15 protein-coding genes are annotated in these 14,204 nt (G+C 57.7%); 1 reads left to right on the plus strand and 14 read right to left on the minus strand.

Going from position 1 to position 14,204, the window contains the following annotated elements; genetic code table 11:
- Window positions 1-58 precede the first annotated feature (58 nt).
- From I9187_RS17695 to I9187_RS17750, 12 genes are all read right to left on the minus strand, one after another.
- Window positions 59-322, minus strand: a complete 264-nt coding sequence (locus I9187_RS17695; protein WP_171177174.1) for a hypothetical protein — start codon at window positions 320-322, stop codon at window positions 59-61.
- Window positions 279-1,802 (minus strand): nitrite reductase, encoded by a 1,524-nt coding sequence (locus tag I9187_RS17700; protein WP_171177173.1) that lies wholly within the window; start codon window positions 1,800-1,802, stop codon window positions 279-281. Before I9187_RS17700 ends, I9187_RS17695 begins: the two co-directional genes overlap by 44 nt.
- Window positions 1,803-1,875: 73 nt before the next feature.
- On the minus strand, window positions 1,876-3,093 hold the full coding sequence (gene nirJ, locus I9187_RS17705) for a heme d1 biosynthesis radical SAM protein NirJ (RefSeq protein WP_209940283.1): 1,218 nt from the start codon (window positions 3,091-3,093) through the stop codon (window positions 1,876-1,878).
- A 3-nt stretch (window positions 3,094-3,096) separates the two neighbouring features.
- The gene (locus I9187_RS17710) at window positions 3,097-3,579 is read right to left on the minus strand and encodes an AsnC family transcriptional regulator (RefSeq protein ID WP_171177169.1); all 483 of its coding nucleotides are present in this window, start codon (window positions 3,577-3,579) and stop codon (window positions 3,097-3,099) included.
- Window positions 3,576-4,025, minus strand: a complete 450-nt coding sequence (locus I9187_RS17715; RefSeq protein WP_171177167.1) for an Lrp/AsnC family transcriptional regulator — start codon at window positions 4,023-4,025, stop codon at window positions 3,576-3,578. Before I9187_RS17715 ends, I9187_RS17710 begins: the two co-directional genes overlap by 4 nt.
- Window positions 4,022-5,011 carry an AsnC family transcriptional regulator gene (locus I9187_RS17720; RefSeq protein ID WP_171177165.1) on the minus strand — a complete coding sequence of 330 codons (990 nt, stop codon included), beginning with the start codon at window positions 5,009-5,011 and terminating at the stop codon, window positions 4,022-4,024. Before I9187_RS17720 ends, I9187_RS17715 begins: the two co-directional genes overlap by 4 nt.
- A gap of 3 nt (window positions 5,012-5,014) precedes the next feature.
- Window positions 5,015-6,160: a cytochrome D1 domain-containing protein gene (locus I9187_RS17725; RefSeq protein ID WP_171621084.1), complete on the minus strand. Its 1,146-nt coding sequence runs from the start codon at window positions 6,158-6,160 to the stop codon at window positions 5,015-5,017.
- Window positions 6,157-6,537, minus strand: coding sequence for a cytochrome c (locus I9187_RS17730; RefSeq protein WP_245223280.1), 381 nt, complete (start codon window positions 6,535-6,537; stop codon window positions 6,157-6,159). Before I9187_RS17730 ends, I9187_RS17725 begins: the two co-directional genes overlap by 4 nt.
- Entirely contained in the window at window positions 6,530-7,291 is a 762-nt protein-coding gene (gene cobA, locus I9187_RS17735) for a uroporphyrinogen-III C-methyltransferase (protein ID WP_171177160.1), read from the minus strand. Before cobA ends, I9187_RS17730 begins: the two co-directional genes overlap by 8 nt.
- 188 nt (window positions 7,292-7,479) lie before the next feature.
- The gene (locus tag I9187_RS17740) at window positions 7,480-7,881 is read right to left on the minus strand and encodes a plastocyanin/azurin family copper-binding protein (protein WP_171177158.1); all 402 of its coding nucleotides are present in this window, start codon (window positions 7,879-7,881) and stop codon (window positions 7,480-7,482) included.
- Between the two features lie 54 nt (window positions 7,882-7,935).
- Window positions 7,936-9,720 carry a NapC/NirT family cytochrome c gene (locus I9187_RS17745; protein ID WP_209940284.1) on the minus strand — a complete coding sequence of 595 codons (1,785 nt, stop codon included), beginning with the start codon at window positions 9,718-9,720 and terminating at the stop codon, window positions 7,936-7,938.
- Between the two features lie 123 nt (window positions 9,721-9,843).
- Window positions 9,844-11,520 carry a cytochrome D1 domain-containing protein gene (locus tag I9187_RS17750; RefSeq protein ID WP_171177154.1) on the minus strand — a complete coding sequence of 559 codons (1,677 nt, stop codon included), beginning with the start codon at window positions 11,518-11,520 and terminating at the stop codon, window positions 9,844-9,846.
- A gap of 244 nt (window positions 11,521-11,764) precedes the next feature.
- Here I9187_RS17750 and I9187_RS17755 point away from each other — a divergent pair, with 244 nt between their 5' ends.
- Window positions 11,765-12,961, plus strand: a complete 1,197-nt coding sequence (locus I9187_RS17755) for an NnrS family protein (RefSeq protein WP_171177152.1) — start codon at window positions 11,765-11,767, stop codon at window positions 12,959-12,961.
- A gap of 20 nt (window positions 12,962-12,981) precedes the next feature.
- On the opposite strand, the gene I9187_RS22140 is transcribed toward I9187_RS17755, so the two are convergent.
- Both I9187_RS22140 and I9187_RS22145 read right to left on the minus strand, forming a co-directional pair.
- Window positions 12,982-13,473, minus strand: a complete 492-nt coding sequence (locus I9187_RS22140) for a Hint domain-containing protein (protein ID WP_280922847.1) — start codon at window positions 13,471-13,473, stop codon at window positions 12,982-12,984.
- A gap of 1 nt (window position 13,474) precedes the next feature.
- Entirely contained in the window at window positions 13,475-14,089 is a 615-nt protein-coding gene (locus tag I9187_RS22145) for a Hint domain-containing protein (protein WP_253282816.1), read from the minus strand.
- Between the last annotated feature and the right edge of the window lie 115 nt (window positions 14,090-14,204).

Consider the following 14,204-nt stretch of genomic DNA (forward strand, 5'->3'; position numbering starts at 1 on the left):
CCGTATGGGATTCCTGCTTGCCGATACTTGACTTTGGTTAGGCAGACGGACTCTTTGCTCAGCCGTCTGCTTCGTCCATCAAACCGCGTACCCAGCGGCCTGCCAGCCATGTCGCTGGAATGCCCAAAGGGACGGACCACAGAAGTGCGGGAACTGGTTCAATCGCTCCGAACCCGATGCCGTGTGAGATTAAACCCAACAAAAACAGGTTGATAGCCACGGTCAGAGCCGTGGCGGGATAGAGCAGAATGGCAAGTTTCCAAACCGGCCATTTGCCGTCAGTGGCTGGTGCCTTCCGAGAAGGTGATTTTGTTCCAGACATTGTACTTTCCAGACGGTTTGCGCATCGGCAGGCGACGGACTTCTTCCAGCGTCTGCGCGTCATAGACGATCACTGCGCCATCATCTTCCCAGATCGAAACCAGCGCGTGGCTACCATCTTTGGTGAACTCCACGTGAGCCACGGTTTTGCCTGGCGCGGGGCGCAGAGTTTTCACGATTTCAAGGCTCTGCTTGTCGATCACGTGCATCGCGTCCTTGTTCGGGCCAAAAAACACATCGGCCCAGACATAAGGCGAGTTTTCATGACTGCGCATGAAGAACCCGGGTCCCTCTGTCTTGATCCGTTTGACGGTTTCCCAGCTTTCCATATCGATCACGGAAACTGTGCCGTCGGTCAGGTGCGGCGTTGCCATCACGGTCGTATCACCATGCTTCCATGTAATCCCAGAACCAAGATGCGGCATCCCCGGTAGATCCAGATCGGCGACCTTGTGCCCGATCACCAGATCAATCACCTGACCGCCTTTGCCACCACGGGACGCCCCCATGACAAACTCATAGCTCTGATCGAAAAAGAAATCGTCCAGATAGTCTGGCGTGGTGATCTTGCGCACGGGGAAAGGATTAGGATTCTTGAACTGGCCTTCAATGCGGAAATCATGCCCGATTCCGAATTGCGGCGGATTGGCACCATAGAACACCTCCCAAATTTCGGGCACGTCCTTCAGGGCCAAAACAAAGCTCTCCCGCGGTGGAGCCTGATAGACGGCAGACACCCTGCTGGGCACGCCTTTCTTGCTTTTGACTTCAATGACAGTGGCAACCGAGAGGTCCGCGGTCGACAGCAGGGACAGGCTGTTGGGCAAGTAATTTGCAACGGCCACCCATTTTCCGTCGCCTGACATGGCGATGTTGCGACTGTTGAGGCCCGCGCGAACGCGTCCAACCTGCTTCAACGCCCAGATGTCGTATTTCTGAACCCAGCCATCGCGGGACATGATGAAAACGTATCGGCCATCTGGGCTGAATTTTGGCCCGCCATGAACGGCAAAAGGGGTCTCGAACCGGTCCAGCACTTCAAACGTGTCGCCATCCAGAACGCTGACGTGATGATCACCGGTCTCCACCGCCAGCGTGATGTTCATCGGGTCACTATCCCACACGGGTGCTTCGACCGGGGTGTAATCCTCGTCCAGAATACGGCTGGCCATGATGTCAGCTTCACCCCATTCCGGGTCGCTCTCGAGCGGAGATTTTAGCCACCCCGCCAGTTCTTCGATCTGCAAAGCGTCGAGCTCATGTGAAAACGCAGGCATCTGTGTCGCGGTGCGGCCCTCGGCGATCACCGCTGCAACCCGCGGTCCCCGCATTCGCTTTAACGTCTCGGGGATCAAAGCTGGCCCAACGCCGCCTAAGCGGTTCTCGCCATGGCATGACGCGCAGTGCTCAGCGTAATCCGCTGGCGCGTCGGCCCATGCCGAACCAGCCGTCAGAACGGAACACAACAGTCCGATCTTCATCTTTTTCCAAATACTCCCGCCGGAGGCTCCCGCAGGCTCCACAGGTGGCACGATTTGCCGGAACAGGGAGGGGTTATCCAAAGAACTGATGCGCCGGATCATGGCTTTTCCCCCGGAACGGCGTGACCTGCAGGCGCTCTCCTGTGTCATCCACGCCGATTTCTTCGTTAGACAGGTAACAGGCCGGATCTTCGGCCCAGGGATCGCCTGTCAGTTGCAAGGCGCGAATACGCGTGTTGCCACCGCAGACGTCCTTCAGCTCACACGCACCGCAGCGACCTTTCAGTGGGCGAGGACGGGTCCGTAACATGGCCAGCATCGGGTCATCGCTGGTCCAAAGCTCGGAAAACGGTTTGGTTTTCACGTTGCCGACCGTGTAATCGGACCAATAGGTGTCCGGATGAACCCGACCCAGATTGTCGATATTGGCGACTCCCAACCCGCTGGAGTTTCCACCCCATGCGGCCAGATGCGTACGCACATGCGCGGCCTTTTCGGCATCAAAGTGCGCACGGATCCAGTTCAGGAAATACCCTGCATCGGCGTCATTGTTGCCCGTCACGATATCCAACGGTCGCCCGCCTGACGCGGCTTCCCACGCGCGCTCCAACAGCAGGTCCAATCCCTTGCGAGTAAGTTGATGTGCGGCGTCTTCGCCTCGGTTCTTGTCGCCCCGCCCGGCATAGACGAGGTGAGACAAGTAGAACTTGTCGACCCCTTCTTCATCACAGAGCTTCAGCAAGTCAGGCAAGTGATGCTGCGTGCCTTCGGTCAGGCAGAACCGAAGGCCGACCTTGATGCCACGTTTCTTGCATTCACGCACACCGCGCAAGGCGTCAGCAAAAGCGCTTTCGACGCCACGAAACCAGTCATTCGTTGCTCCAATTCCGTCCAGAGAGATGCCCACATAGTTGAACCCCACATCGGCAATCATATCGGCGGTTTCCTCGTAAATCCGCGTGCCGTTGGTCGACAAAGCCAGCATAGGCACCAGATTGCGGGCACGTTTGGCGATGTCGAAGAAATCGAACCGGTCAAGCGGCTCCCCACCCGAGAGGATCAAGGCCGGGACGCGAAACTGGCCAAGATCCTCAAGGGTTACCATGGCTTGCTCATGGCTGAGCTCACCGGGGAACGCCACATCTGCTGAGACGGTATAGCAATGGCGGCACTTCAGGTTGCAGCGTCGCGTCAGGTTCCAGATCACCACCGGCTTCACTGGGCCCGGGCGGCGTTTGCGCACCGGGGTCGGGTTGACCAGTTGGTGCATGTACTCTGTCAGGCGGAACATGTCTCAGCCTTTCTTTTTCAGGCGCAGCCCGGTCTTTTTCAAGATGCGCGTGGAATAAAGGATATCCTTGGCCCGGCAGGCGTCGCCCAGAATTGCGGCGATCTCGGCGCGCTTTTGTTCAACCTCATCGCAGTTGGTGCCATGCACCATGGCAAACAGGTTGTAAGGCCAGTCGGGCAGGGCGCGGGGCCGTTCATAACAATGGGTCACAAAGGGCAGCGCACCGATCTGTGCACCCAGCTTGGTGATGCAGGCATCGTCCACATCCCAAACCGTCATGCCGTTCGAGGTCATGCCCAGTTTGTAGTGATTGGGTGCCGCAGCAATGCGACGGATCACACCCCGTGCTTTCAGGGCTGTCAGCCGTTCAAGCAGATCGGTTTCCTGTAGCTCAAGATCCTTGGCAACCTGCGCATACGGGGTCGGCGACAAGGGTAAGCCCCCTTGCAACGCCTCGATAATCTGTCTGTCGGTTGCATCGATCATGCTGCCACCCGGAAGCCAATGAAAAATTCCTGGAGTTTGGGGAAACGGAGAACATCGATCCCCGTTTCCCGTTCGATGGCATCGGCGGCGGCCTCGATCCCCGCAGGTGTTTCGGTGGCCAGCACGAACCACATGTTCAGCCGGTGCGTACGTTCATAATTATGGGCGACCTCCGGGTGTGCATTGACTTTCGTCAGGACGGTTTCGAAATTTTCAGCCGGAACAGCCATGGCGCAAAGGCAGAAGGCCCCGCCCATAGCAGCAGCGTCGAAAAACGGACCAAAGCGTGTGATGACACGGTCTTCCTTCAGCCGTGTCAGACGCTCCAGCAGCTCGGTTTCGGACAGGCCAAGCTCGTCGGCCACTGCCGCATAAGGATGAGAGGTGAGCGGCAGATCGTCCTGCATCCGGTTCAGGATCGCGCGGTCTTTGTCGTCCAGAGTCATGCGGCAACCTCCCGCGCTTGAATCAAGGCTCCGGTCTGCTTGAAACAGCGGGTCGAAAACAAAACTTTGTTCCGCGCGCCGGCCAACTCGGGCAACTCCATCGCGCCAGCCAGCACACCCAGAGCCTCGTTCCGGGTCCGGGCGTGGATCATCGAATAGAGGCGATAGGGCCAGACATCTTCAACCGGATTTCGCTCATAGCACAGCGTGACACCGGGATAGGCGGCCAGCGCCGGACCGGCCGTGTCAATTTGTTCCGCTGGCAAATCCCAAACGACCATCGCGTTGGCGGACCACCCCAGTGCCCGGTGGCGCACGATAACGCCGAGCCGTGAAATGATACCGGCGGAGTGCAAGGCAACGATCCGCGCCATCACATCATTCACGTTCCGGTTCAATGAACGAGCCAGAGCCTCATAGGGCTCTGCGACCAGTGACAGGCCCGAACTGAGTGTCTGCAGCAAGCAACGATCTCCGTCGCGCATGGCCGATGCGTCGACTTTGCGCGCACTAGGGACGTTCTTGGCGCCAGCAGTCATGCGAAACCCAAGGTCCACGTTGAACGGCCGGACAAGACGCAGATCCAGCACCTGCAACCCCGAGGTCCGGCTGATCCGGGCCAGTGTCTCGTTGACATGTTCCCGGTCCGGGCCTGTTGCGACAAACCAAAGGTTCCAGGCATCCTCTCGCTGGTAATTGTGGTTCACCCCAGGTTCGGCATCGATCAGGGCGGCAACTTCTTCCAACCGATTTTCCGGGGCGGACACAGCTGCCAGAGTGCTGGCCGTCACCGCGCCGGGCGTGATGGTTGCGCCAACCCGCGTGATGCGGCCGGTGGCACGCATCCGGGTCAGCCGGTCAAGTACTTCGGTTTCGTCCAATCCCAGCGCGTCTCCCAGCACTTGAAAAGGGCGCTCTGTGATCGGGAAATCGCGCTGAAAGTCGTCCAACAGGCGGCAATCGATTGGGTCGGTGATATGCTGCATCCGTCAAAGCCCCGTTTTGTGCGCGCGGGCCGTGAAGAAGATGCCCGAAGGGCTGTCGGCATCGATTTCGCGCAATTTCTCAAACGTTTGCGTGTCGTAGACCATCACCTTGTTGGCATCGCGCACGCTGATCCAGACTTCATGCCCGCGCGGCGTGAATTCCATATGCAGCACGGCGGGGCCGGGTTTGAATTCGTGAATGATCTCCTTGCTGACGCTATCGATCACTTGAATGGTATCGTTCAACGGGTGGGCGAAATTCACCCAGACTTGCCGTCCATCAGGGCGGGCCATGGCAAAGACCGGCTGGCCGTGTGTCTTGGTACGCCCGGTTTCCGACAAAGTGTCGGCATCGACCCAGAGCACCTCGTGATGACCCACTGCAGGCAGCACGAATTCGCGCCCGGTCAGCGCCCAGCCTTCCAGATGAGGCATCTTGTAGACGGGCATTTCCTCTTGCCCGCGCCCATAGTCAGGCAGCACACGGATGGGTTCCAGGGTGTCGGCCCACAGATCAAGCGCGGTCAGGCCGTCTTCGCCAAACAGGCCGGTGATATAGGTGCGGCCATTGGCGGTGATCAGCGCGTCATAGGGGTTCTTGCCCATGTCAGGTATCTTGGTGATCGCGGGCTCGCCTTTGGCGAAATCGGCAATCCATGTCTCGCCCGTGTCCCACATGGTGAAGACAAACCGACGTCCTGGCGCGTCCACAAGACCGATGGTTTTGCTGTCGGTGGGTATGTCCGCAACCATTTCCAACGTGTCAGCATCAAACACCCGCACACCACCGGGTTCGTAGTTCGACACGGCAACAAGTGTTCCGTCGTCCGAGATGGCACCGCCAATGGCGTTGCCCGCTTGAACAACGCGGTTCACGATCTGGCGGGTGACGATGTCAACCTTGGTCAGCCCGCCGTCACGGCCAAAGACATAGGCAAAGCGTTCATCGGGCGAATAGACCAGCGAGGCATGGGACAAATCGCCCAAGCCTTCGATACGGGCCAGAGCTGCACGGTCGGATTGATCGACCAAAAGGACCGATCCCTTGGCGCGTTCGATCACAAGACCAAGATCGCCGGTCGCTGTGGGTTCGGCATGTGCGGTGGTCAACATCAATGAGGCTGCAAGGCCGAGTATGAGATGTTTCATTGTGCCTCCTGTTCCAGCAGGTAGCGGGCAATCCATTCGGCCTCTTCTTCGCTGATCAGGGGCCGCCAGGGGGGCATCGCGGTGTCTGGGATGCCGTCAAGGATGACGCCGGTCAGGACGTCCGCATCATAATGTTTCAACGTCTCGCTGCGCAGATCGGGGCCGAGACCGCCTTTAAGCGACAAACCGTGGCAAGAGCCGCAGTCCTGGTGGACAAGGCGTTTCAGGGCGTTGGGGTCGAGGGTGTCAGCGGCGAAGGCGGATGTCGCAATGAGAACAGCCGTTGTCAGCAACACCGAAGGCACCGAGTGCCGCCGCGCGACAGGGCGCTGTACGCCACAGCTTATCGCACCTGTTCTGCACCCCAGCTTAGCCATTGGCTTGCTCCAAAAGCTCGGCCACAGGCCGTTCTGCGTAAAGCGACACAACCTTGCCAATTATGAAGAGCGTGGGTGCTTTCAACCCGGCCTCGCGCACGTCGGTAGCCAATTGGTCCAGCCGAGATACCATGCGGCTTTCATCCGGTGTGGTCGCTTTGCCCACAGCCAGAACCGGTGTGGACCCGGGAAGGTTTTCAGTCATCAGGCCCATGGCGATCTGGCCGATATTGGCAACCCCCATGTAAACCACCAGCGTCGAATCCGGATCGGCCAGACGTTTCCAGTCGAGGTCCAGCACCTTGTCAGCTTGACGGTGCCCGGTGACATACTGCACCGAGGTCGCCAGCCCGCGATGGGTCAGCGGAACGCCGGTAGAAGCGGACGCACCCTGTGCCGCCGTAATGCCAGGCGCATATTCGACAGCAACACCGTGGGCCATCAGATAGGCGGCCTCCTCTGAGCCGCGGCCAAAGATCATCGGGTCACCGCCTTTGAGACGGGCAACCGTGTGACCCGCACTGGCCTCTTCGAGCAGAATGTCGTTGATGCGGTCTTGTGGAACCGTATGGCACTTGGGGGCTTTGCCAACCGGGATCAGCCGTGCGCCTTCCGCGTGAAGGTTCAGGATGTCGGCAGACACCAGCCGATCATAGACCACCACATCTGCTTCTTGCAGCATCCGTAGTGCACGTAGGGTCATCAACTCGGGATCGCCAGGGCCTGCGCCAATCAGAAAAACCTTACCGCTCATGTGCAAACTCGCTTGGTCTGAATGTCATCGAAACCCGAATCTGCCTTGCGCAATAGGGACGTCGCTGGGCCTGCCGGGCGTGTCATGAGAGCAAGGTGGCGCAATCGCAAACCAACCTCCTTGACAAAAGTTAAGGAGCGCGGGATTTGCGCCCACGCTCCTGTCTTTTTTGCCTGTATTTTATTGCCTTAGGGTTCGACGGTGATCATTCCGATCATGTTCTGTGTTTCCCAATGCGGGCCGCACAAATATTCCTGCGGGCCGGGTGTGAGAAACGTCAGATCAACCGATTCCTCAGGGAACAAACGGTCGCTTTCCGGTTCGCTGCCATCTTTCAAAAGAACTGAGTGGCTGGTTCGTTTGTCGACATTCACCCAGCGGACAGTTGTGCCTGCCTTCACGGTCAGCTCAAACGGGCAGAAGTTATATTTATACATCAGCACCACTTCGGCGTCCTCAACGGCAGATGAAGGCTGACCAAACAGCTCGACATAACGCTCTTCTGCCTCGGCACACAGCTCGGCGGTCTCACCCGCCCAAGCAGGCGCGGCCAGGAGCAGCAACGCGGGAAGAAGGCGTGGGGGTTTCATCGTCCAAGTCTCCTCTTCTTGGTGGAAGGGGCCGGATCGCCCGGCCCTTTTTCTTTACTGTTTGACCACGTTGATGAACGCGCTGTCGTCGTCCAGTGCCAAGCTGGTATCCAGCGTCACGTGGTGGAACCTTGCGGCTGCAAAGTCATCGTGGATGGCAAACCCAACAGTGTAGGTATGGCCTGCCTCCAGCGGCACATCTCCTGGCGCGCCCGAATTCAGAGGGCGGGTTAAAACCACGGTCCATATACCAGCGTCCAAGCTGGCCGAGGCCGTGATTTCGCCGTCATTGACCACGCGTTGCTCCAGCAAGTAGCCATTGGTGGCACTGCCGTCTGCATAGACGCGCATCAGGTCAAGATAGGTGCCGTCGGCCAAGTACTGCTCGATCTGATCCGCAGCCTGCAGCTTGTCCCAACCGCCCAGCGCCTTGCCGCGACGGCCTTTGATTTCGACCTCGGTTCGGCTTTCGCTGATGTATTTGGTCACGGTGTCCTGAGTGTTAAGTCGGCCTGCCGCATCCGCATTGGCGGCAATTGCCTCGGCACCGGGATCAAACGGCATGTAAGAGTTATCCGCGTGGCACGATGCCCAACAGCCCACCTGATCGCCCAGCTCGATTCCTGTACCGGTGATCATCATGGCGACTTTGATCTGGTTGTCGGGGTCCATCTTGCCACCATCGACAAACGGGGCAGGGTTGTGACCAGCATCCGGCCACTGCAAGCGGATATACAGGTTCTCGTCGTCATGCGCTGCCTGGACGGTTGCGTCGATCACACCGCGCTTGCCAGGGATCGGAGTAGGCTCCAGTTCGCCTCCCGCAACGATCTTGTTGCCGATCGCATCCAGTTCCTTAGCGTGACATGTGGTGCACTGATCGCCACCCTTGGTCAACGGCCGCGCGCCACCGTGGGACCTGCCGTTCTGAACCCATTCAAACGAAGCCTGACCAGGATAGAACAGTTTCATGTCCGCACCTGGAACAGCCGCCCAATCGATGCCTGTCCCGACATCACTGCCTCCACCTGCGGGGGCTGTGGCCTCTTCACCTGCTGCTTTGGCGCGTTCTTCGGCCACGGCGGCATCCATAGCCGCGGCGATCTGGGCCTGAACGGCCTCTTGCTGCGCCACACGTGCGGCTTTTTCAGCTTCGGCTTCGGCTGCCTCCTTGGCTTCGACCCGCTCAAGGCTGGCCAGGTATTCGGCGGGGATTTCGCGAATGAAATCAGGATTCGGAGCTTCAAGTTTTTCGAGATACTCTTCGTCGGCCCGGTCACGTGCGTCGGAATGCGCGATGCCCTTGTGGCAGTCGATGCAGGTTTGACCAGCGGACATCGCGTTTAGGTGCTGCTGCCGGGCGCGGGGTTTTTGAAATTCTGGCATCATCGATTCAAAATCGTGACAGTTTCGGCACTCGCGAGAGTCGGTTGCTTTCATCCGCTCCCATTCATTCATCGCCAAATGCACGCGCTTGGCTTCGAACTTTTCTCGGGTGTTGATGGTGCCGACCATTTTGCCATAGAGCTCTTTCGAGGCCTTTATCTTGCGGATGATCTTGTGGGTCCAGTCCTTGGGCACGTGGCAGTCTGAACATACAGCCCCTACGCCGGATCGGTTCACATCGTGGATCGTACCGGTGTATTCCTCGTAGACGAAATCGCGCATCTCGTGGCACGAGACGCAGAATTCCTTGGTGTTCGTGGCTTCCATGGCGGTGTTGAACCCACCCCAGAAGATGATACCGGCAGCAAAGGCTGCGGCAATGCCGGCCACGGGCATCCCCCATAGGAAATACCGGCGCCAGATCGGTGGTTTTTTATCAGGTTCGGAGGTCATATCCGGGCTCCGTCTTGGCTGTCTTGACTGGCGCGGCGTGTTAGGCCGACGCGTTTAGCTGATGGGGAAAACGAAGAAAGGGCGGGCGAGGGGCCCGCCCTTTCTGTTTCATGTGTAAATCCGTCAGGTGACGTGGTTTGACCGATTGTAGACGTTGAACTTGCCGGTGGGCGCAAACAGACCCTTCACGCGGCCGATTTCTTCCAGCGTCTTGGCGTCAAAGATCACGATCTCACCGTTTGGTTCTTTCGAGGTCGAGCGGTTCCACTTGGAAACCCAGACCTCAGACCCATCCTGGTTGAACTCGAAGTGGACGGCGACGTTGCCTTCCTCTTCAGTGATCTGGATCGTTTTCACGATTTCACCGGTTGCCTTGTCGATGACCTGCACCGATTGCTGGATCTCAGGCTCGGGGTGCTTGGTCTGGTCAGCCCAGATGTAGTCTGATTCCGGGTGTGTCCGAATGAACAGACCGGGTCCGTCGGTTTCGACTTCGTAGCAGACCTTCCAGGCATCATCCGGGCGACCTTCGGGGTCGTTGCTCCAAACGGTCACGGTGCCTTCACCCAGGTGGGTTGTACCGGCAACAGGGCCGCAATTCGGATCATCCCAGTTGGCGCCCGGGCCGGGGTGCGGCAGCGGCGCGGTGTCGATCAGAGCTTCCAGCTTGTGGGTTTCGGTATCGACCACAACCATCTTGTTCGACGCGTTCGCGGCGATCTGAAAGTAACGGCCGGTCGGGTCAAAGAACCCGTCATGCAGGAACTTGGCGCTGTCGATCTTGTCGATCCGCAGGTTTTCCAGATCGGTGTAGTCGACCTGCCACAACTGACCCAGTTCTTTCACGGCAACGATCCAGGTGGGTTCGTTTGGAGTGGTGTAGATCGCAGCCACGCGGGCCTCTTCCACATAGTCCCCATCGACGTTGTAGCCGCGGGTCGAGACAACCTTCTTCGGCTCCATGGTTTCGGCGTCGACAATGGCGAAGTGCGGAGGCCAGTAGGCCCCACCGATCACGTATTTACCGTCGCCCGAAACTGCCACGTCGCGGGCGTCATAGCCAATGGTCACTTCGGCCACCAACATGTTCTCGGGGTTCTGCCACAGGTCGATCTTGGTCATCTTGCCGTCGCGACCCATCGTGTACCAGAAGCGGCCCGGGTTTTCCGGTTCTTCCAGTTTATGGTGTTCGGAGGCTTTCAGAACGTGCACGGCGTAACCCGTCGGGATGTGCGCCAGAACTTCCTTGGTGTCACCGTCGATCACGGCCACCTTGCCCACGTCACGTTCGATGACCACGAAGAAGTTTTCCCAGTTGCGGCCATGTAGTGGCTCGGTCGGGTAGTCTTCGGGTTCAACATAGACCTTGCGTGTCGCCATCATCTGTTCAAGCGACATTTCCGGTGGCTGGGGCGGTTCCATCTGGATGTAGGTTGCCATATCGCGGATTTCTTCTTCGGACATAACGTCCGAAAAGTTGTTCATCCCGCCTTCGGTCCCCCAGGCGATGATCTTTTCAAGCCGTTCCTGACCCAGCTTCAGGGTGCCGGATTCGGTTACGGTACCGTCGGCGTTTTTGGTTTCCACCAATGGCTCAAGGCTTTTACCTGTCGCCCCTTTGCGCAGCACGCCGTGACAGCCGGCGCAGCGTTCAAAGTACAGTTGTTTGGATGATTCAAAGGCTTCCTTGCTGAGAGTTGGCTCTTCGGCGAAGGTTGGAGCAGCGACGCTGCCCAACAACATTGCCAATCCGACCCCCAATGTGCGGCCAGTTTTGTTGTAGCTGATTCCAAGTGACATGATCACTCTCCATTTGCGTGGTGAGGCAGGAGAGAGACTGAGCCATCACGGAGATGTCATCCTTGACCAAAGTCAACGGCAAGAGCGCAAACTGAGACTTCCAGGTAAAATTAAAGCGTCGAAACGCCAATAAAACTTGACATTTTCACACATGTTTTAAGGGGGTCTTGATTTCTGTTAAGTCCGTGCACCTGCTGCTGCGATAGAGCTTGATCAACGGCAAGCGAGGCTATGGAGAGCAGGGATGTCTTCCGTAATTACACGCGTTTTCAGTGAGGGTTTTCGTGTCTTTTTCCTATTAGCGGGCCTTTACGGTGTATTCGCCGGCGTTGCCTGGGGCGTGTGGTTGGCTTCACTGGACGGGTTGTTGCCGTTTGTAAACCAAAGCTATGCCATGCCACCTGTTATGTGGCACGCGCACGAGATGATCTTTGGATATGCAACGGCAGCATTGGGCGGGTTTTTCTTGACAGCCGTCCCAAATTGGACCGGAGCGCCCGAGGCGCGGGCACGCTTTATCACTGTGGTGGCGTTACTCTGGATTGCTGGCCGGATTGCAGTTTGGTTTTCCGGTTCGTTGTCCCCCGTGACCGTCGCTTTGGTGGATCTGAGTTTCGTGCCTATTCTGGCGCTGAAGGTTGCAAGCCAGTTGATCCGACGTCCCAAGCCGCAGAACATTGTCTTTTTGTATCTTCTCGGTTTGATCTGGACCGCCAATCTTTTGATCCATCTGGATTGGATCGGGGTCACTTCGGACACCTTGATCACAGGCGTTCGGGCGGGCTTGCTTGCCATATGTTCGATGATTGCGATTTTAGGGGGTCGGATTACGCCTGCTTTTACTCGCAACGCAATGAAGCGGGAAGGTCAGCCCGAGGCGTCCTGGCCCGTTTCCGTGCCGCAAGTCGACAAGGCGGTGATGATCTTGGCCTTGCTTTTGCCTCTGCTCGTGCTGACATTTAACATAAGCCCGGTGGCGGGTGGTGTTGCCCTTCTGCTGGGCTGTGTTCAACTGGTGCGCATGGCGCGCTGGAGGGTTGGCTGGGCTCTGCGTAGGCCAATCCTTATCGCGTTACATCTGGGACTGAGTATGCTGGCATTGGGGCTGATTCTCTGGGGTCTGGCAACGGTCGGGTTTGGCAACGAGATCGGCGCGCTTCACATTCTGGGAATTGGGTGTGTTGGCGGTATGACTTTGGCCGTTATGAGTCGTGCCGCCTTGGGTCACAGCGGGCGTCCTCTGGTTGCGCCTTCTCCGATGGTGGTCGCATACGGTCTTATGGCGGCGGCGGCTCTGGTGCGCTGGCTGGGGTCAGAGCTTACAGGCGGCTACATGGCCGCCATGCTGGCGGCTGATGGCCTTTGGATTGCAGCTGTTGGGCTGTATGTCTTTGCGATGTGGCCTGCATTGACAGGACCTCGGGTATCCAGGCCAAGCTGAAAAACCCGATCCGGCCCGACCTAATTGTCAGAGATCAGTGGGCGTTCATTCTTGATATGGCGGAAAACGAGCGCGCGTGCGCGTCTGCCTTGTTCTGGAATGTGACGGGCTGGTTGAGGGACGTAACCCGGTTGCGCAAGCTCCGGAAACAGTTCAAGGATCTCGGCGCGACCATCTAGATGGATGCTGGCCAAAGCTTGTGTGCCGGTAAACAGTCTTTCGGAAGGTGCACCTTCGGCAAAGACGATCTCGTGCCGGTCGAAAAGAATGTGGTAGTAGACAACGTCTTGCGCACCTGTCTCAACCGTGATGCCGGGAATGCCAACAAGTTTGTGCGCCGGAAGCAGAACCTCTGCGCTGTCAAACATACGCACTGCAATTGGTGAACGCAGCATCATGCGGTGTTGTGGTGACACCACGAGATCTCGTTTGGGCAAGCCACTGCCAAGGCTTCCTGCCGCAATCCGAATGGGCTTCAGCTTGGGACGCGGGGCCAGATCCGCAGCATTCAATTTACGCGCTCCAATCCAGCGATTTTTTTTGCGATCCGTTATCCGCAGTTGCGACCAGATCGCCGACCCTTAGATTTTCGATTGAGACAGGTCCGTCCTGTGTCGTGATCTGTGTTCCTGCTGCGACGCAGGGAACATCGACAATCGCCGTAGGGTCAGACGTATCCGGTGCGTTTGTCGGGGTGACGTTCGATCTGACAAAGGAATAGTTCGTTCCGGGGACCAGCGGTTCTGAGGTGATGTATCCAACCAGATTACCTTCAACTTCGACCCGAAATACATCGATGGTGCCGCCGCCGGGTTTGGCGAGGCTATAAGATTCCTCAAGATAGATAGCGCCCGAATCTATCGTAACTGACCCATCAAGGTTGGTCACGACCCCGGATTGGGTCAGGTCGTCGCCGAATTCGTTGTTGAATCGATCGCCGTTAAAGTCGGTTCCGTTGTCTGGGTCGCCATTGACCAGTGTGCCACCGGCCGTGTCAGTTACGTCAAAGCCCCGACGGTCCGTGGCAGCATCATAGGTCCCGGAAAGCGTAATAGTGCCAGTGCTGAAACCGGTAAAATTGACCGAAATGACCCCCGGATCGTAGCCGATATATGAATAGTTCGCCATTGATTAACCCGTCACCTATTACTGCTGATCAGAAGCGTTGATTCACACTTCCGCCATTTCGCGCCGTACCTGTTATCATTGTATGAATTTAAGTCATTTTAGGGCGTATTTTGGT

Origin of the sequence: Ruegeria sp. HKCCE4148, assembly GCF_017872495.1 — a bacterium.
In the GTDB taxonomy this organism is placed as follows: Bacteria; Pseudomonadota; Alphaproteobacteria; order Rhodobacterales; family Rhodobacteraceae; genus Ruegeria.